We start from the raw sequence: 18,288 nt of genomic DNA, 5'->3' as shown, positions 1-18,288 counted from the left end.
GCTCAGCGGTCGAGCTTCGCGATCGCCTCGTCGACGAGCGGGACGTAGCGGTCGATCGACCACGGCACGGTGAGCGGATTGATCATCGACGATCCCGTGACGAACGGCTGTTCCTCCGGCGCGACGAGCGAGCCGCGCGCGATCGCCGGAATTTGCTGGTAGACGGCCTGCGATTCGATCTCCGCGCGGTTCGCCGGGTCGGAATAGAACGTGAAGATCAGATCCGAGTCCTTCAGCAGTCCGGCGTTCTCGAGCCCGATGACCGCCGAGTCGGTGCCCTCGGTCTCCTCGAGCGTCTCCGCGACCGGGTCGACCGTCAGCCCGAGTCCGCGGACCATCGCCACGCGCTGCTCGTCGGGCATGAACACGCCCAGCGTGCTGGGGCCGGTGTTGTAGATATACGAGAACGTCACCCCGGCGTATTCGGGATGCTCCGCCGCGGTGCGTTCGAAGGTGTCATCGATCCCCGTGATCAGATCCAGCGACTCGTCGTGCCTGCCGAGTGCGGTGCCGATGGTCTCGATCTGGTCCTGCCAGGTGATCGTCCAGGGCAGTTCGGGGTAGGCGACGGTCGGGGCGATCGCCGACAGCAGGTCGTACTGCTCCTGCGTGATGCCCGACCACGGCGCGAGGATGACGTCCGGGGCGAGTCGGGCGATCGCCTCGACGTCCACCTCGGCGCCACCGGTGAACTGCTCGGGCAGCGGCTCGCCGCGTTCGGTCAGTTCCTCGTGGATCCAGGGCAGATATCCGGTTTCGTCGCTGCCCCAAGGATATTCCTCCATCCCCACTGGGGTGACACCCAGTGCGATCGCCGTCTCGGCCGAACCCATCCCGAGCGTGACGACCCTTTCGGGCTGCGCGTCGATCTCGGCGGTGCCCAGTGCGTGCTCGATCGCGACGGGTTCGAAGTCGCCCGTCGGAGAACCGTTCGAGTTGTCGCCACTGCCGGACGAGCAGGCGGTGAGTGCGACGGCGGCGGCGAGCGCGACTACCGCGCGTGACCCGAGGCGGCGCGGGGACAGAAATTTCATGGATACCTCTCACTGATCGGACCGGTTCGAGAGGTGAGCCTAACCTTCTGAAGGGGATGACGGTTATCGGCAGATTTCCGGGCCGTCCGCAGCTTCGTGATGTCCCACAAACAGATCACGAGACGGATGTCACATTTGATAGTATTCTGTTATCGAAACCGCTCACGTCCCGGGCGGGAAAGGGGACGGCCGCACTCGGCCACCGCGGGGGTTCGCTCATCACCGACGATTCGTCGACCGGGAACGATGAGTGGATGCGGGGGTACCGGATGCGTCGTTCCGGGGAGGAACGGAGATGCTCATGGTTGCATCCACGGATAAGAGGTCCGATTCGATGCCACGCTCGAACCGGCGGATTCTCGCGATCATCGCGCTCACGGGAATGCTCACGATCGGATTCCTGGCTGCGGTGTTCACCGCGTCGTATCTGATCGGTGCCGCATTCGCCATGCTCACCGGCGCATGCATCGTGCTGGCGCACCTGATGATCGCGCCCGCCTCGATCATCCACGACGACGAGACGGAGACGGCCATCCGTCCTGAGATCCGCGAGCGGTGGCATCCGCTCGGTAGCGGATCCTGAGCTCGTCCCGGCCCGCCGACGTCGCGGCACCGCCGCGACGCGCGGGTTCCCCGGACGGGCGGGTGTGCTCGGTTAGCATCTTGCCCGTGACCGACTCGCTGCGCATCCTCGTCTACAGCGACGATGCGACCGTGCGGCAACAGGTTCGTGATGCCCTCGGTACCCGGCTGCACCCGGATCTGCCTCCACTCGACTACGTCGAGGTCGCGACACCGCCGGTCGTCGTCGAACGCATGCACGCCGGCGACATCGCCCTCGCCGTGCTCGACGGTGAGGCCGCCCCCGCGGGCGGCATGGGCCTCGCGAAACAACTCGAGGACGAACTCGACTCGTGCCCGCCGATCATCGTGTTGATCGCCCGGGCCGACGACGAATGGCTCGCCCGCTGGTCGGGCGCCGAGGTGGCGCTGCGTCATCCCGTCGACCCGATTCGGCTCGGCCGGCAGGTCCTCGCGCTGCTCACCCCTCGCTCCCGCCCCTCCTGACCCTTCCGACGCGCGACCGCCCGGCCGCGAACTCGTATGTGGGGCCGGAAAATCTACCCTCCTTCCCGTTGTCGAGCAGCCCGACACGCCGCCCCGAATCGAGGGCGTGAAATCGCGACAAGTCCGACGCGAACAGCACTAGTGTGTGCCGTGACTCACAACCCTGGGCCGGGACGGAACCGCCCGGTGCACGGCGGGGGTGGGTTCGCGGGCGACGAGCAGACCCGCGGCCGGATTCGCGCAAGCAACCGGAGGTCGCATGAACGCTTACGTACCGATCCTGGTACTCGGTGGCATCGCGCTTGCCTTCGCGGTCTTCTCCGTCGCGGTGGCGAGCCTCGCGGGCCCGAGCCGATACAACCGCGCCAAGCTCGATGCGTACGAGTGCGGCATCGACCCCACACCCCAGCCGGTGGGAGGTGGCCGCTTCCCGGTGAAGTACTACCTCACCGCGATGCTGTTCATCATCTTCGACATCGAGATCGTCTTCCTGTACCCGTGGGCGGTCCATTTCGACGCGCTCGGCGTCTTCGGTCTGGCGGCGATGGCGCTGTTCATGTTCAACGTCTTCGTCGCCTACGCCTACGAGTGGAAACGAGGAGGCCTGACATGGGACTGACGACCCGCGTGTACGACGGGATGTCCTGCCAGCGAAGGGGTTACGAGAGCGGACGACAAACGACCGGGCGTCCGGTCCGATTCCGGGGAAGGTGACGGGCGATGGGCATCGAGGAGAAGGTCCCCAGCGGTTTTCTGCTCAGCACCGTCGAGACCCTGGCCGGTTTCGCGCGCAAGGGCTCCTTGTGGCCGGCGTCCTTCGGGCTCGCGTGCTGCGCCATCGAGATGATGGCCACCGCCGGTGGCCGCTACGACATCGCCCGCTTCGGTATGGAGGCCTTCCGGGCCTCCCCGCGACAGGCCGACGTCATGATCGTCGCCGGCCGAGTCAGCCAGAAGATGGCTCCCGCCCTGCGCCGCGTCTACGACCAGATGGTCGAACCGAAGTGGGTGCTCGCGATGGGCGTGTGCGCCTCGTCGGGCGGCATGTTCAACAACTACGCAATCGTTCAGGGGGTCGACCACGTCGTCCCCGTCGACATCTACCTTCCGGGCTGCCCGCCCCGGCCCGAGATGCTCCTGCACGCCATCCTCATGCTGCACGAGAAGATCGCGCAGATGCCACTGGGTGTGAACCGGGCCGAGGCGATCCGCGCCGCCGAGGAAGCGGCCCTGGCCCAACGTCCCCTCATCGAACTGACGGTGCCGCCGCGATGACCGATCTCGAACGGACAGGATCCGACCACGACGACCGCGCCGACGAGGTGATCGCCGTCCGACGCGGCATGTTCGGGGTGCGTGGATCCGGTGACACCAGCGGCTACGGCCGCCTCGTGCGCCGGGTGACGCTGCCCGGCAGCACCGAGCGACCCTACGGCGGGTACCTCGACGACCTCGTCGACACGCTCGAGGACGTCCTCGACGAGCGATCCGGCGACACCGGCGTCGGCTATGCCCAGGCGGTCGAGAAGGTCGTCGCGCACCGCCACCAGCTGACCGTCTTCGTCCGCCGCGAACATCTGCCACTCGTGGCCCGCACCCTGCGCGACCATGCGGACCTCCGCTTCGAGCTGTGCCTCGGGGTCAGCGGGGTGCATTACCCGCAGGAGACGGGCCGCGAACTGCACGCGGTGTATCCGCTCGTCTCGATCACCCACAACCGCCGGATACGGCTCGAGGTCGCGATCCCCGACAGCGACCCGTACGTCCCCTCGCTCTACCGCACCTACCCGACGAACGACTGGCACGAGCGCGAGACCTACGACTTCTTCGGAATCGTCTTCGACGGGCACCCCGCGCTCACCCGCATCGAGATGCCCGACGACTGGCACGGACATCCCCAACGCAAGGACTACCCTCTCGGCGGCATCCCGGTGGAATACAAGGGCGCCCGGATCCCGCCACCCGACGAACGGAGGGCGTACACGTGACGAGCGAACCCGCGACCGAGACCGTCTTCGACGCCGTCGGACGCGACTGGGACGGCATCACCGCTGCCGTACGCGACAGCGGCGAGGACCACATCGTCGTCAACATGGGCCCCCAGCACCCATCCACCCACGGAGTGTTGCGCCTGATCCTCGAGATCGACGGCGAGACCGTCACGGAGGCCCGATGTGGAATCGGCTATCTGCACACCGGAATCGAGAAAAACCTCGAATTCCGCAACTGGACGCAGGGCGTCACCTTCGTCACTCGCATGGACTACCTCGCCCCGTTCCACAACGAGACGGCCTACTGCCTCGGCGTCGAGAAGCTGCTCGGCATCGAGGATCTCGTCCCCGAACGCGCGCAGGTCGTGCGGGTGATGCTCATGGAACTCAACCGCATCTCCTCGCACCTGGTGGCGCTGGCCACCGGTGGCATGGAACTCGGCGCGACCACCCCGATGCTGTTCGGTTTCCGCGAACGCGAACTGATCCTCGACGTCTTCGAGACGATCACCGGACTGCGGATGAACCACTCCTACATCCGGCCCGGCGGACTGTCCCAGGACTTGCCCGACGAAGCCGTGCCGATGATCCGCGACCTGCTCGCCCTCCTACCCGGCCGGCTCGCCGATCTCGAAGCCCTGTTCACCGACAACCCCATCTTCATCTCACGCACCCGCGACATCGGCTGCCTCGACCTCACCGGCTGCATGGCCCTCGGGATCACCGGACCGATCCTACGGTCCACCGGACTGCCCTACGACCTGCGCCGCGCCGAACCCTACTGCGGCTACGAGACCTACGAGTTCGACGTCGTCACCGCAGAGGGATCCGACTGCTACGCGCGCTATCTCGTCCGGATCGGGGAGATGCACGAATCGTTGAAGATCGTCGAACAGTGCCTCGACCGGCTCCGCCCCGGACCGGTGATGGTCCAGGACGGCAAGATCGCCTGGCCGTCGGAACTGCAGCTCGGACCGGACGGACTCGGCAACTCGCCCGACCACATCCGGCACATCATGGGCGAGTCGATGGAGGGTCTGATCCACCACTTCAAGCTCGTCACCGAAGGCATACGTGTCCCCGCGGGACAGGTCTACATCGGCGTCGAATCGCCACGCGGCGAACTCGGCGTCCACATGGTCAGCGACGGCGGCACACGCCCGTACCGCGTGCACTACCGCGACCCGTCGTTCACGAATCTGCAGGCCGTCGCGGCGATGTGCGAGGGCGGCATGGTCTCCGACGTGATCGCTGCCGTCGCCAGCATCGACCCGGTGATGGGGGGAGTGGACCGATGAACACCGAATTCGTGCGGGCTGCGGGCGCGGAGACCACCGGCACCGCGGCCACGAGCGAGACCACCGCCGCCGTGCCGATGACCGAACCGGCCGGACGCGAACCCGTCCTCGTGCCGCTCGGGCCGCGACCCGACGAGGACACCTATCTCACCCCACCCGACGCACCGCGCCGCTATCCCGACGACGCGCGCGCCCGCCTCGACGCCGACGCCGACCGGATCATCGCGCGCTACCCGCAGCCACGATCAGCGCTGCTGCCGCTGCTGCACCTCGTGCAGGCGGAGGACGGTTACATCACGCCGGCCGGCATCGAGTTCTGCGCCCGGCGGCTCGGACTCACCGGCGCCGAGGTCGCCGCCGTCTCTACCTTCTACACCATGTACCGCCGCTCGCCGACCGGCCGCCACCACGTCGGAGTGTGCACGAACGCGTTGTGCGCGACGATGGGCGGCGACGAGATCTTCTCCGCGCTGTGCACCCGGCTCGGCATCGGACACGACGAGACCACCGCCGACGGCGCGATCACCCTCGAGCACATCGAATGCAACGCGGCGTGCGACTACGCCCCGGTGATGACCGTCGACTGGGAACTGTTCGACAACCGCACTATCGACTCCGCGATCGAACTCGTCGACGACCTGCTCGCCGGCGGCACCCCCGCACCGACGCGCGGCGCCCCGCTGCGCAGCTTCCGCGACACCGCACGCCTGCTCGCGGGGATCCCCGACGACCGGCCCGGTGCGCTCGAGGCCGCCGGTACCGCCGGGCCGGCCTCCCTCGCCGGGCTCGAGGTCGCCCGCAAGCACGACATGCGGGCACCCGAACCGCCGGAGAATGACGAGGCCGTCGTCGCCGTCGCGAAATCACCGACAGGTCTGACCCCCGTACTCACCCGTTATTGGGCCGAGGAACAGGCGTGGACCCTCGACGCCTACCGGCGGCACGGTGGATACGAAGCCCTGCCCATCGCGCTCGGCATGGACCCGGATGCGGTCATCGCCGCAGTCAAGGATTCCGGGATCCGCGGTCGCGGCGGCGCCGGATTCTCCACGGGCACCAAGTGGTCGTTCATCCCGCAGGGCGACGACAAGCCGCACTATCTCGTCGTCAACGCCGACGAATCCGAACCGGGCACCTGCAAGGACATCCCGTTCATGCTGGCCACCCCGCATGCCCTCGTCGAAGGCGTGATCATCGCCGCCTACGCGATCCGCGCCCGGCACGCGTTCGTCTATCTCCGCGGCGAAGCCGTCCCGGTGCTGCGGCGCCTGCACGCGGCGGTCGCCGAGGCCTACGAGGCCGGTTATCTCGGACGCGACATCCTCGGCTCCGGATACGACCTCGAACTCGTCGTCCACGCCGGTGCGGGCGCATACATCTGCGGTGAGGAGACGGCGCTGCTCGACTCCCTCGAGGGCCGCCGCGGCCAACCACGCCTGCGCCCGCCCTTTCCCGCCGTCGCCGGCCTGTACGCATGCCCGACCGTCGTCAACAACGTCGAATCCATCGCGAACGTCCCGTTCGTCATCCGCAACGGTGTGGACTGGTACCGCTCGATGGGCACCGAGAAATCACCGGGATTCGCGATGTTCTCGCTGTCCGGGCACGTCACCACCCCCGGCCAGTACGAGGCCCCGCTCGGCATCACCCTGCGCGAGCTGCTCGGCTACGCCGGAGGTGTGCGCGCCGGCCACCGGCTCAAGTTCTGGACACCCGGCGGTTCGTCGACCCCGATCTTCACCGACGAACACCTCGACGTCCCCCTGGACTACGAGAACGTCGCCGCCGCCGGGTCGATGCTCGGGACCCGGGCCCTGCAGATCTTCGACGAGACCACCTGCGTCGTCCGCACGGTGCTGCGCTGGACCGAGTTCTACGCGCACGAATCGTGCGGCAAGTGCACCCCCTGCCGCGAGGGCACCTGGTGGCTCGTGCAGATCCTCGAGCGGCTCGAACACGGCCGGGGCGCCGAAGCCGACCTGGAGAAGCTGCTCGACATCTCCGACAACATCCTCGGCCGGGCGTTCTGCGCGCTCGGGGACGGCGCGACCAGCCCGATCACGTCGTCGCTGAAGTACTTCCGCGACGAATACGTCGCCCACTTCGAGCACGGCGGCTGCCCGTTCGACCCGCACCTGTCGACGCTCGCCGCCGACGCCCCCGCGGAAGGAGGCGAGCGATGACCGCAGTGTCCGGTGCCGGTGCGGAGAAGTCCGAGACCACCGACCTCGTGAACGTCACCATCGACGACACCGAGATCGCCGTGCCCAAGGGCACTCTCGTGATCCGCGCCGCCGAACTGATCGGGGTCCAGATCCCGCGGTTCTGCGACCACCCGCTGCTCGAACCGGTCGGTGCGTGCCGCCAGTGCCTCGTCGAGGTCGAGGGCCAGCGCAAACCGCTCGCCTCGTGCACCTCCGTGGTCACCGACGGGATGGTCGTGCGCACCCAGTTCACCTCACCGGTGGCCGACAAGGCCCAGCGCGGCGTGATGGAACTGCTGCTCATCAACCATCCGCTCGACTGTCCGGTATGCGACAAGGGCGGCGAGTGCCCGCTGCAGAACCAGGCGATGTCCAACGGACGCGCCGAGTCCCGCTTCGAGGACACCAAACGCACCTACCCGAAACCCATCGCGATCTCCTCGCAGGTGCTCCTCGACCGCGAACGGTGCGTGCTGTGCGCGCGGTGCACCCGCTTCGCCGACCAGATCGCGGGCGACCGGTTCGTCGACATGCTCGACCGCGGGGCGCTGCAGCAGGTCGGTATCTACACCGAGGAACCGTTCGAGTCGTACTTCTCCGGCAACACCGTCCAGATCTGTCCGGTCGGCGCGCTCACCGGCGCCGCCTACCGGTTTCGCGCCCGCCCGTTCGATCTGGTCTCCACGCCGAGTGTGTGCGAACACTGCGCGAGCGGCTGCGCCCAGCGCACCGACCATCGTCGCGGTGCCGTGCTGCGCCGACTCGCCGGGGACGACCCCGAGGTCAACGAGGAATGGAACTGCGACAAGGGACGCTGGGCGTTCACCTACGCTACCGCCGACGATTGCCTCACGACACCGCTCGTCCGCGACGATACCGGAGCGCTCGTCCCCGCCTCGTGGATCGAGGCGCTCGGCGTCGCCGCCCGCGGGCTCGCGGCGGCGCGCGGTAGGGCCGGGGTGCTCACCGGTGGCCGGCTCACCGTCGAGGACGCCTACGCGTACGCGAAGTTTGCGCGAACGGCGCTCGGCACCAACGACATCGACTTCCGCAGTCGAGCCCTGTCGGAGGAGGAGACGGACTTCCTCGCCTCGCGGGTCGCCGGGGGGCGCCTCGACGTCACCTACCGCGACCTCGACCGCGCGCCGGCGGTGCTCCTCGTCGGATTCGAGCCGGAGGAGGAGTCGCCGATCGTCTTCCTGCGGCTGCGCAAGGCGGTCCGGCGGAACAGGCTGCAGGTCTTCACGATCGCACCGTTCGCCTCGCGCGGTGCCCACAAGCTGTCGGGCCGGGTCGAACAGTGCGTCCCGGGCGACGAGGCACGCGCGCTCGACGCGATCCGCACCGGCGCATCCGCCGATGCCGCGGCGGCGCTCGGGACTCCCGGTGCGATCGTGCTGGTGGGGGAGCGGGCCGCAGCATCGCCCGGCACGCTGTCCGCCGCTGCGGCCCTCGCCGACGAGACCGGAGCCCGCCTCGCGTGGATCCCGCGCCGCGCCGGTGATCGCGGAGCACTCGAAGCCGGCGCCTTCCCGACCCTGCTGCCCGGTGGTCGCCCGATCGGCGACCCGCAGGCCCGGCGCGACATCGAGTCGGCGTGGGGTCTACCGGCCGACACCCTGCCGTCGGAGGCGGGCCGCGACACCGACGCCATCCTCTCCGCGGCCGCCGAAGGTGATGTGGCTGCGCTCGTGGTCGCCGGCGTCGACCCCGCCGACCTGCCCGACCCCGATGCCGCACTCGCGGGTCTCGACGGTGCCGGCTTCGTCGTGAGTCTGGAAGTGCGACGCAGCGCGGTGACCGACCGCGCCGACGTCGTCTTCCCCGTCGCGCCGGTGGTCGAGAAGGCCGGGAGCTTCCTCGACTGGGAGGGGCGCGAACGTGCCTTCCCGATCGCCCTCCGCGACACCGGCGCACTGCCCGACCACCGGGTGCTCGCGGCGATCGCCGACGCGATGGACCTCGACGGAGGCCTCGACGATCCCGGCCCCCACGACGTCGAGACCCTGCGTCACGAACTCGCGGAACTCGGACGATGGACGGGCACCGTTCCCGAATCGCCGGGAGTGTCCCCGCGACCCCCACGACGTCCCGTTCTCGGGGAAGCGGTCCTCGCCACCTGGCGGATGCTCCTCGACGCGGGCCGGTTGCAGGACGACGAACCGCACCTCGCCGGAACCGCGCATGAACCCGTCGCCCGTCTGTCGGCCGCAACTGCTGCGGAGATCGGCGCCGCCGACCATCATTCGCTCACCGTCTCCACCGAGCGCGGCTCGATCACGCTGCCGCTGGTGGTCGACGACCTGCCCGACCGTGTCGTCTGGCTGCCCACCGCCTCGCCGGGATCGATGGTGCACGCCGATCTCGGTGTCACCGCCGGTGATGTGGTGCGGATCCGGGCCGCCGCCACGACGGGTTCCGGATCGGCCGAGGAGGATCCGCGATGAGCGTCACCGCCCAACCCGTGGACCTGTCGATGTTCGGCATCGACCCCTGGTGGCTCGTCGTCGTCAAGGCCGTGGCGATCTTCGCGTTCCTCGTCCTGACGACCCTCGTGATGATCCTCGCCGAACGCAAGATCATGGCCTGGATGCAGATGCGGGTCGGACCCGACCGGGTGGGACCGAAGGGACTGTTCCAGACCGTCGCCGACGGTCTGAAACTCGCGCTCAAGGAAGGCATCATCCCGACCGGGGTCGACAAGCCGATCTACATGCTCGCCCCGATCATCGCGACGGCCCCGGCGTTCATGGCGTTCGCGGTCATTCCCTTCGGGCCGGAGGTGTCGATCCTCGGGAACCGGACGCCGTTGCAGCTGACCGATCTTCCCGTCGCGGTGCTCTACGTCCTGGCGATCACCTCCGTCGGCGTCTACGGGATCGTGCTCGCCGGCTGGGCCTCGGGTTCGACCTATCCGCTGCTCGGTGGTCTCCGCTCGACCGCGCAGGTCATCTCCTACGAGATCGCGATGGGACTCGCGTTCGCCGCGGTCTTCCTGCAGGCGGGCACGATGTCGACCTCAGGCATCGTCGCCGCGCAGAACGACCTGTGGTTCGTCGTGCTGCTGCTGCCGTCCTTCCTGGTGTACTCGGTGTCGATGGTGGGGGAGACCAACCGCGCTCCCTTCGACCTGCCCGAGGCCGAGGGCGAACTCGTGGGCGGTTTCCACACGGAGTACTCGTCGCTGCGGTTCGCGATGTTCATGCTCGCGGAGTACGTCAACATGGTCACCGTCTCCGCGCTCGCGACCACCCTGTTCCTCGGTGGCTGGCACGCGCCGTGGCCGCTGACGCTGTGGAGCGGCGCGAACTCGGGCTGGTGGCCGCTGCTGTGGTTCGTGATCAAGGTGTGGGTCGTGCTGTTCGTCTTCGTGTGGCTGCGCAGCACCCTGCCGCGACTGCGCTACGACCAGTTCATGGCCCTGGGCTGGAAACTGCTCATCCCCGTTTCGGTGGTGTGGGTGATGATCGTGGCCGCGCTGCGCATCCTCGACACCGACGACGTCCTGCCCGGCACCGCGAGCCTCATCGTCGCCGGGGTGCTGTCCACCGCTCTGCTGTTCGCCTACCTCACCCTGCAGGGGCGGCGGACCCGGCGCATCGCACAGGCGACGGAACCACCCGCCGGCGTCGACGAGGAGTTCGACGCCATGGCCGGGGGCTTCCCCGTGCCGCCACTACCTGCTCGGTCGAGCACCCGATCGAGTCCGCCCGCCCCGGCGGGTCGTCTCCCAGGAGGATCGTGATGGTCGAATTCCGCGGCCCGCTCGCCGGTTTCGGTGTGACGCTCACGACGATGTTCAAGAAGCCCAACACCGAGCAGTATCCGGAGCAGAAGAGACCCACCGCCCCCCGCTATCACGGACGCCACCAGCTCAACCGGTATCCGGACGGACTCGAGAAGTGCATCGGCTGCGAACTGTGCGCGTGGGCCTGCCCCGCCGACGCCATCCACGTCGAGGGCGCCGACAACACCGACGAGGAGCGGTACTCGCCCGGCGAACGGTACGGGCGCGTCTACCAGATCAACTACCTGCGGTGCATCGGCTGCGGATTGTGCATCGAGGCGTGCCCGACCCGCGCGCTGACGATGACGAACGAGTACGAGATGGCCGCCGACAACCGCACCGACATGATCTACGAGAAGGACCGCCTGCTCGCGCCGCTCGAACCCGGGATGCAGCCACCCCCGCATCCCATGGCACCCGGCGCCACCGACGAGGACTACTACCGGGGCACGATCCCCGTCCCGGAACACGCGTCCGCCGCCGACGGGGAGGAACACCGGTGACCACCGCGCTGCTCGCCGCCGAACTCACCACGACCTCCACCGGGGAGGCCGTGCAGTTCTGGATCCTCGGTGCCGTCGCGGTACTCGGGGCGCTCGGTGTCGTCGTCGCCCCGAAGGCCGTGTACTCGGCGCTGTTCCTCGCGATGACGATGATCGTGCTCGCCGTCTTCTACATCGCGCAGGACGCATTGTTCCTCGGTGTGGTGCAGGTCGTCGTCTACACCGGCGCCGTGATGATGCTGTTCCTGTTCGTGCTCATGCTCGTCGGTATCGATTCCGCCGACTCCCTCGTCGAAACCATCAAGGGACAGCGCGTTCTCGCGATCGTCGTGGCGATCGGCTTCGCGGTGATGCTCATCGGTGGCATCGGGAACACCGCGGTCTCCGGCTTCGCGGGACTCGACGCCGCCAACGCCGGCGGCAACGTCGAGGGCCTGGCGGTGCTGCTGTTCATCGACTACGTCTGGGCGTTCGAACTCACCGGAGCGCTGCTCATCACCGCCACCGTCGGTGCGATGGTGCTCGCCCACCGGGAACGACTGCAGCCGAGGCAGACCCAACGCGAACTCGCCGCACGCAGATTCCGCGAAGGAGAGCGGGTCACACCGCTGCCGGCCGCGGGCGTCTATGCCCGCCACAACGCCGCCGACGTCCCGGCCCTGCTCCCGGACGGATCGTTCTCCGAACTGTCGGTCGGTGAGCTGCTCGGCCGCATCGGACGCGACTGGGACCACACCGAACTCGGCCTGCGCGAACCCGACGACGACGCGAGGAAGGACCGGCGATGAACCCCGAGAACTACCTCTACCTGTCGGCACTGCTGTTCACCATCGGCGCTGTGGGAGTCCTCCTGCGCCGCAACGCCATCGTCGTGTTCATGTGCGTCGAGTTGATGCTCAACGCCGCCAACCTGGCCTTCGTCACCTTCGCGCGGATGCACGGCAACCTCCACGGACAGGTCTTCGCCTTCTTCACGATGGTCGTCGCGGCCGCCGAGGTCGTCGTCGGCCTCGCGATCATCGTGACCATCTTCCGGACGAGGCGATCCGCCTCCGTCGACAACGCCGACCTGCTCAAGTACTGACGACCCCTACGAGGACGGTGAGTGTGAGAGCCCACGACGAACCGAGAGGACACGCGGCATGACTTCGTTCCTGAACTCGGCGCTGTGGACGATACCGGCACTGCCCCTGGCCGGCGCGTTCGTTCTGCTGCTCTTCGGGCGTCGCAGCGACCGCTGGGGACATCTGCTCGGATGCGCCACGGCGATCGCCTCGTTCGTCGTCGGCGTCGTCATGTTCGCCGGACTGCGCGGACTCGACGCGAGCGAGAGACTCGCGCAGCAGACCGTGTTCACCTGGGTGCCGGTCGGAGAACTGCAGGTCGATCTCGGACTGCGGCTCGACGCGCTGTCGATCTGCTTCGTACTGCTCATCACCGGCGTGGGCTCGCTGATCCACCTCTACTCGATCGGCTACATGGCACACGATCCGGAGCGCCGGAAGTTCTTCGCCTATCTGAACCTGTTCCTCGCGGCGATGCTGGTGCTCGTCCTCGCCGACAACTTCCTCGTCCTGTACCTCGGATGGGAGGGCGTCGGTCTCGCTTCGTACCTGCTCATCGGATTCTGGCAGTACAAGCCCACCGCCGCGACCGCCGCGAAGAAGGCGTTCGTCGTCAACCGCGTCGGCGACATGGGGCTGCTCGTCGCCCTCATGATCATGTTCGCGACCTTCGGCAGCCTCGACTACGACACGGTCTTCACCGCGGTACCCGCGGCGACCGAAGGCACGGTGACGGCGATCGGCCTGTGCCTGCTCCTGGCCGCGTGCGCGAAATCCGCCCAGCTGCCACTGCAGTCGTGGCTCGGCGACGCCATGGAGGGCCCCACCCCGGTCTCCGCGCTCATCCACGCCGCCACGATGGTCACCGCCGGTGTCTACCTCGTCGTCCGCGCGAACGCGATCTTCGACGCCGCACCGGCCGCACGACTCGCGGTGGTGATCGTCGGCGCCGCGACACTGCTCTTCGGCGCGATCATCGGCTGCGCCAAGGACGACATCAAGAAGGCGCTCGCCGCGTCGACCATGAGCCAGATCGGCTACATGGTGCTCGCCGCCGGACTCGGCCCCGCCGGGTACGCCTTCGCGATCCTGCACCTGCTCACCCACGGCTTCTTCAAGGCCGGACTGTTCCTCGGCGCCGGCTCGGTGATGCACGCGATGAACGACGAGACCGACATGCGCCGCTACGGCGGACTGCGCGCGGTCATGCCGATCACCTTCGCCACCTTCGGGCTGGGCTACCTCGCGATCATCGGCATCCCGCCGTTCGCCGGGTTCTTCTCCAAGGACAAGATCATCGAAGTGGCCTTCGCCGCCGGCGGTGTCGAAGGCATCGTGCTCGGTCTCGTCGCGCTGCTCGGTGCGGGGCTGACCGCCTTCTACATGACCCGCGTGATGATCCTGACCTTCTTCGGCGACCGGCGATGGGCGCCCGACGCCACCCCACACGAGTCGCCGGCCTCGATGACCTGGCCGATGATCGCTCTCGCCGTGGGCTCGGTCGGTGCCGGCGGGTTGCTGGTGCTCGGTGGCGCGTTGCAGCACTGGCTCGAACCCGTCGTCGGCTACGACCATCACGAAGGTGGTCTGCCCGTCTGGCTCGTCACCACCCTCACGCTGGCGGTCGTGCTCGCCGGTGTCGCCGTCGCGTACCGGCAGTACGTGCGCGCACCGGTCCCGGAGACGGCCCCCGAGGCGGTGTCGGTGCTCACCGTCGCCGCACGTCGCGACCTCTACGGCGACGCCGTGAACGAAGCGGTGTTCATGCGTCCCGGTCAGGGTCTGGTGCGCGCCCTCGGCGCCGTGGAATCCACCGGCATCGACGGCTCCGTCACCGGTGCCGCCACCGGGATCGGTGCGCTCTCGCGCGGACTGCGCCTGCTGCAGACCGGCTTCGTCCGTTCGTACGCGTTGTACATGTTCGCCGGCGCGACCGTCGTGGTCGGTGCGCTCGTCCTGGTGACGCTGTGATGGGGGTGTACTGATGACCACCGTTCCCTGGTTGACGATCCTGTGGGTGCTCCCGCTGCTCGGCGCCGCCGCGATCATGGCTCTGCCCGCACGCTTCGGTTCCGCCGTCCGGTCGATCGCCCTCGCGGTGTCGATCGCCGTTCTCGTGGTCGCGGTGATCGTCGCCGTCGGATTCGACCGCGGGGGAGAGCGTTTCCAGTTCGTCGAATCGCACGACTGGATCCCCTCGTTCGGCGCAGGCTACCGGCTCGGCGTCGACGGCATCGCCCTGGTGCTGGTCCTGTTGACCGCCGCGCTCGTGCCGTTGCTCCTGGCCGCCGGGTGGCACGATCACCGCGCCGCCGACGAGGAGGCCGGCGCAGCCCGCCCGCGTTCCGCGCACACCTACGTGGCGCTGATCCTGCTCGTCGAGTCGATGGTGCTCGTGTCGTTCACCGCCCTCGACATCCTGCTGTTCTACGTCTTCTTCGAGGCGATGCTCGTCCCGATGTACTTCCTCATCGGCGGGTTCGGTTCGCCGAGGACACCGCGCGCCGACCGGGCACGCGCCGCCGTGAAGTTCCTGCTGTACAACCTGCTCGGCGGACTGGTGATGCTCGCCGCGTTGATCGGGCTGTACGTGGTCACTGCCCGATCCGGGCTGGGGGAGACCGCGGGTGTGGGCACCTTCGACGTCCGGACCGTCACCGCCGCCGCCGTCTCGGGGGACCTCGACGCGACCCCCGCCGTGCTCGGTGCACTGTGTTTCGGTTTCCTCGTCGCCTTCGCGGTGAAGGCCCCGCTGTGGCCGCTGCACGGGTGGCTACCCGACGCGGCGGTGCGGACCACGCCGGTCGCGGCGGTGCTCATGATGGCCGTGGTCGACAAGGTCGGCACCTTCGGCATGCTGCGCTACTGCCTGCAGCTCTTCCCCGACGCCTCGGTGACCTTCGCACCGGTCGTGGTGACCCTCGCCGTCATCGGCATCGTCTACGGCGCCGTGCTCGCGATCGGTCAGACCGACGTGATGCGCCTGATCGCCTACACCTCGATCTCGCACTTCGGGTTCATCGTCCTCGGCATCTTCGCCCTGACCTCGCAGGGGCAGGCCGGCTCGACGCTGTACATGGTCAACCACGGGATCTCCACGGCCGCACTGTTCCTCATCGCCGGTTTCCTCGTCTCGCGGCGCGGAGACCGCACCATCGCCGCCTACGGCGGGGTGCAGAAGGTCGCTCCGGTCCTCGCCGGGACCTTCCTCGTCGCCGGACTGGCGACCCTGTCCCTGCCCGGGCTCGCGCCGTTCGTCAGCGAGTTCCTCGTCTTCGTCGGCACCTATCCGCGCTACCAGGTGGCCGCGGTGATCGCGACACTCGCGCTCGTGCTGTCCGCGCTCTACGTGCTGTGGCTCTACCAGCGCATGATGGGCGGACCCGTGCGCCTGCCCGGTGGGGACGACGGTGACGACGGGAACGACGGTGCCGAACACACCCGCAGGCTCTCCGATCTCGTGCCTCGTGAGGTCGCGGTGGTCGCGCCGCTGATCGCGTTGCTGCTCGTTCTGGGGATCTATCCGAAACCCGCGCTCGATGTCATCACCCCGGCGGTCGACGACACGCTCGTCTCGATCGACATCTCCCGGCCCGAACCGGTGGTGCCCCCCGAGCGACCCGTCGCCGAGAGTGGTGTTCCCGCGCACGGTTCCGAGGAAGGTGAAGCCGAATGAACCCCTCCGAGGGCATCGTCGTTCCAGCCGCATCAATTCCCGCCCCGGCGATCGACTACGGACTGATCGCACCGATCCTCATCGTCTTCGCCGCCGCCGTCGTCGGTGTGCTGATCGAGTCGTTCGCGCCGGCCTCGGCACGCTACCTCGCCCACGTGCTCCTGACGACGGGCGCGCTCGTGGCGGCGTTCGTCGCCGTGGTGATGCTCGCGGGAACCCGTGCGACCACCCTGTCGGGGGCGGTCGTGATCGACGGACCGGCGCTGTTCCTGCAGGGATCGGTCCTGATCGTGGCGGTGCTGTCGGTTGCGCTCGTCGCGGAACGGAGTATCGAACAGGTCCGCGCGCAATCGGTTTCCCGCGCCGCGGCCGGTGCGCATCTCGACGCATTCGCGCCCCAGGCGTCGGCGATCCCGGGTACCGCGGCCGAACGGCAGGCGCTCGCGGCGGGCGGCGCGCGCACCGAGGTCTTCCCGCTCCTGCTGTTCGCGGTGGGCGGGATGCTCGTGTTCCCGGCCTCGAACGACCTGCTGACGATGTTCGTCGCGCTCGAAGTGCTGTCGCTGCCGCTGTACCTGCTGTGCGGTCTGGCACGGCGCCGCCGGTTGCTCTCCCAGGAAGCAGCACTGAAGTACTTCCTGCTGGGTGCGTTCTCGTCGGCGTTCTTCCTGTACGGCGTGGCGATGCTCTACGGCTACGCCGGGACCGTCCACCTCGGTGGGATCGCCCTGGCCATCGACACCGGTGCGGGCAACGAGACCACCGCGCTCGTCGGGGTGGGTCTGCTGGCCGTCGGGTTGCTCTTCAAGATCGGAGCGGTGCCCTTCCATTCGTGGACGCCGGACGTCTACCAGGGCGCACCGACCCCTGTCACGGCGTTCATGGCCGCCGCGACGAAGATCGCCGCCTTCGGTGCACTACTGCGTGTGCTCTACGTCGCGGTTCCCGGTTCCGCCGACCAGTGGCGTCCGATCCTGTGGGCCGTTGCGATCGCGACGATGATCGTCGGTGCGGTTCTGGCGGTGACGCAGAACGACATCAAGCGCATGCTCGCGTACTCGGCGATCAGCCATACCGGATTCGTGCTCACCGGTGTCGTGGCCGGCACCGCGTCCGGGGTGTCGTCGACGCTGTTCTATCTGCTCGTCTACGGGATCGGGACGGTCGGTGTGTTCGCCGTGGTGACGCTGGTGCGCGACCCGGACGGCGAGGCGTGGGAGCTGTCGCGCTGGGCCGGTGTCGGGCGGCGCTCACCGCTGCTCGGCGGGGCGTTCGCGCTGTTCCTGCTGTCGCTCGCGGGCATTCCGCTCACCAGCGGGTTCATCGCGAAGTTCGCGGTCTTCGGCGCGGCGATCGAAGGGGGTGCGGCTCCGCTCGTGATCGTCGGTGTGCTGGTCAGCGCGGTCGCCGCGTACTTCTACGTGCGGGTGATCGTGCTGATGTTCTTCACCGACCCGACCGACGACGCCCCGCGGCTCGCGACCTCGACCGTGGCGACGAGCGCCGCGATCGCGTTCGCGGCGGTGGCGACGGTGCTGCTCGGCATCCTGCCGCAACCCGTCCTCGACCTCGCCGAGCGGGCGGCGGTGTTCGTGCTCTGACCACGAACGGGTGCAGGCCGGGAATGTCGCGGCCCTCGTATCGGTTCCACCTCCCGAGGAGG

General features: G+C 68.5%; 16 protein-coding genes. 15 read left to right on the top strand and 1 reads right to left on the bottom strand.

Annotated features, from left to right (window positions below; all coding sequences use genetic code 11):
• Positions 1 to 2: 2 nt before the first annotated feature.
• Complete coding sequence (locus tag KXC42_RS13845) at positions 3 to 1,034, bottom strand: iron-siderophore ABC transporter substrate-binding protein (RefSeq protein WP_006554048.1); 1,032 nt, start codon at positions 1,032 to 1,034, stop codon at positions 3 to 5.
• Between the two features lie 334 nt (positions 1,035 to 1,368).
• On the opposite strand from KXC42_RS13845, the gene KXC42_RS13840 reads away from it, so the two are divergent.
• The 15 genes from KXC42_RS13840 to nuoN all read left to right on the top strand — a co-directional run bounded on the left by KXC42_RS13840 (position 1,369) and on the right by nuoN (position 18,226).
• A complete protein-coding gene (locus KXC42_RS13840; RefSeq protein ID WP_231412743.1) occupies positions 1,369 to 1,617 on the top strand; it encodes a hypothetical protein in 249 nt (82 codons plus the stop codon).
• 80 nt (positions 1,618 to 1,697) lie between these two features.
• A complete protein-coding gene (locus KXC42_RS13835) occupies positions 1,698 to 2,102 on the top strand; it encodes a response regulator transcription factor (protein ID WP_080678464.1) in 405 nt (134 codons plus the stop codon).
• Positions 2,103 to 2,361: 259 nt separating this feature from the next.
• Positions 2,362 to 2,721, top strand: a complete 360-nt coding sequence (locus KXC42_RS13830; RefSeq protein WP_016935086.1) for an NADH-quinone oxidoreductase subunit A — start codon at positions 2,362 to 2,364, stop codon at positions 2,719 to 2,721.
• A gap of 101 nt (positions 2,722 to 2,822) precedes the next feature.
• A complete protein-coding gene (locus tag KXC42_RS13825) occupies positions 2,823 to 3,377 on the top strand; it encodes an NADH-quinone oxidoreductase subunit B family protein (RefSeq protein ID WP_006554043.1) in 555 nt (184 codons plus the stop codon).
• Complete coding sequence (locus tag KXC42_RS13820; RefSeq protein WP_006554042.1) at positions 3,374 to 4,090, top strand: NADH-quinone oxidoreductase subunit C; 717 nt, start codon at positions 3,374 to 3,376, stop codon at positions 4,088 to 4,090. The genes KXC42_RS13825 and KXC42_RS13820 overlap by 4 nt, the downstream gene beginning before the upstream one ends.
• On the top strand, positions 4,087 to 5,391 hold the full coding sequence (locus KXC42_RS13815) for an NADH-quinone oxidoreductase subunit D (RefSeq protein WP_006554041.1): 1,305 nt from the start codon (positions 4,087 to 4,089) through the stop codon (positions 5,389 to 5,391). The genes KXC42_RS13820 and KXC42_RS13815 overlap by 4 nt, the downstream gene beginning before the upstream one ends.
• Entirely contained in the window at positions 5,388 to 7,574 is a 2,187-nt protein-coding gene (gene nuoF, locus KXC42_RS13810; protein ID WP_019289691.1) for an NADH-quinone oxidoreductase subunit NuoF, read from the top strand. The genes KXC42_RS13815 and nuoF overlap by 4 nt, the downstream gene beginning before the upstream one ends.
• Entirely contained in the window at positions 7,571 to 10,042 is a 2,472-nt protein-coding gene (locus tag KXC42_RS13805) for an NADH-quinone oxidoreductase subunit G (protein ID WP_219129171.1), read from the top strand. Before nuoF ends, KXC42_RS13805 begins: the two co-directional genes overlap by 4 nt.
• The gene (gene nuoH / locus KXC42_RS13800; protein WP_088898403.1) at positions 10,039 to 11,340 is read left to right on the top strand and encodes an NADH-quinone oxidoreductase subunit NuoH; all 1,302 of its coding nucleotides are present in this window, start codon (positions 10,039 to 10,041) and stop codon (positions 11,338 to 11,340) included. Before KXC42_RS13805 ends, nuoH begins: the two co-directional genes overlap by 4 nt.
• Positions 11,340 to 11,885 carry an NADH-quinone oxidoreductase subunit NuoI gene (gene nuoI, locus KXC42_RS13795; RefSeq protein ID WP_006554037.1) on the top strand — a complete coding sequence of 182 codons (546 nt, stop codon included), beginning with the start codon at positions 11,340 to 11,342 and terminating at the stop codon, positions 11,883 to 11,885. The genes nuoH and nuoI overlap by 1 nt, the downstream gene beginning before the upstream one ends.
• Positions 11,882 to 12,673 carry an NADH-quinone oxidoreductase subunit J gene (locus KXC42_RS13790; RefSeq protein WP_088898401.1) on the top strand — a complete coding sequence of 264 codons (792 nt, stop codon included), beginning with the start codon at positions 11,882 to 11,884 and terminating at the stop codon, positions 12,671 to 12,673. Before nuoI ends, KXC42_RS13790 begins: the two co-directional genes overlap by 4 nt.
• Complete coding sequence (nuoK, locus tag KXC42_RS13785) at positions 12,670 to 12,969, top strand: NADH-quinone oxidoreductase subunit NuoK (RefSeq protein WP_006554035.1); 300 nt, start codon at positions 12,670 to 12,672, stop codon at positions 12,967 to 12,969. Before KXC42_RS13790 ends, nuoK begins: the two co-directional genes overlap by 4 nt.
• Positions 12,970 to 13,027: 58 nt before the next feature.
• Positions 13,028 to 14,920, top strand: coding sequence for an NADH-quinone oxidoreductase subunit L (nuoL, locus tag KXC42_RS13780; RefSeq protein WP_219129170.1), 1,893 nt, complete (start codon positions 13,028 to 13,030; stop codon positions 14,918 to 14,920).
• A gap of 13 nt (positions 14,921 to 14,933) precedes the next feature.
• Entirely contained in the window at positions 14,934 to 16,625 is a 1,692-nt protein-coding gene (locus KXC42_RS13775) for an NADH-quinone oxidoreductase subunit M (RefSeq protein ID WP_219129169.1), read from the top strand.
• Positions 16,622 to 18,226 (top strand): NADH-quinone oxidoreductase subunit NuoN, encoded by a 1,605-nt coding sequence (gene nuoN, locus KXC42_RS13770; protein ID WP_219129168.1) that lies wholly within the window; start codon positions 16,622 to 16,624, stop codon positions 18,224 to 18,226. The genes KXC42_RS13775 and nuoN overlap by 4 nt, the downstream gene beginning before the upstream one ends.
• Positions 18,227 to 18,288 lie beyond the last annotated feature (62 nt).

It is taken from the genome of Rhodococcus sp. LW-XY12, from assembly GCF_019317345.1.
Classification (GTDB): domain Bacteria; phylum Actinomycetota; class Actinomycetes; order Mycobacteriales; family Mycobacteriaceae; genus Rhodococcus; species Rhodococcus pyridinivorans.
This window is presented reverse-complemented; position numbering and strand designations above follow the sequence as displayed.

Excerpts from the sequence above, each read along its gene's own strand:
- nuoF (WP_019289691.1), top strand. The coding sequence starts at position 5,388 with ATGAACACCGAATTCGTGCGGGCTGCGGGCGCGGAGACCACCGGCACC.
- KXC42_RS13840 (WP_231412743.1), top strand. The coding sequence starts at position 1,369 with ATGCCACGCTCGAACCGGCGGATTCTCGCGATCATCGCGCTCACGGGA.
- KXC42_RS13830 (WP_016935086.1), top strand. The coding sequence starts at position 2,362 with ATGAACGCTTACGTACCGATCCTGGTACTCGGTGGCATCGCGCTTGCC.
- KXC42_RS13805 (WP_219129171.1), top strand. The coding sequence starts at position 7,571 with ATGACCGCAGTGTCCGGTGCCGGTGCGGAGAAGTCCGAGACCACCGAC.
- nuoL (WP_219129170.1), top strand. The coding sequence starts at position 13,028 with ATGACTTCGTTCCTGAACTCGGCGCTGTGGACGATACCGGCACTGCCC.
- KXC42_RS13845 (WP_006554048.1), bottom strand. The coding sequence starts at position 1,034 with ATGAAATTTCTGTCCCCGCGCCGCCTCGGGTCACGCGCGGTAGTCGCG.
- KXC42_RS13820 (WP_006554042.1), top strand. The coding sequence starts at position 3,374 with ATGACCGATCTCGAACGGACAGGATCCGACCACGACGACCGCGCCGAC.
- nuoN (WP_219129168.1), top strand. The coding sequence starts at position 16,622 with ATGAACCCCTCCGAGGGCATCGTCGTTCCAGCCGCATCAATTCCCGCC.
- KXC42_RS13825 (WP_006554043.1), top strand. The coding sequence starts at position 2,823 with ATGGGCATCGAGGAGAAGGTCCCCAGCGGTTTTCTGCTCAGCACCGTC.
- KXC42_RS13775 (WP_219129169.1), top strand. The coding sequence starts at position 14,934 with ATGACCACCGTTCCCTGGTTGACGATCCTGTGGGTGCTCCCGCTGCTC.
- nuoH (WP_088898403.1), top strand. The coding sequence starts at position 10,039 with ATGAGCGTCACCGCCCAACCCGTGGACCTGTCGATGTTCGGCATCGAC.
- nuoK (WP_006554035.1), top strand. The coding sequence starts at position 12,670 with ATGAACCCCGAGAACTACCTCTACCTGTCGGCACTGCTGTTCACCATC.
- nuoI (WP_006554037.1), top strand. The coding sequence starts at position 11,340 with ATGGTCGAATTCCGCGGCCCGCTCGCCGGTTTCGGTGTGACGCTCACG.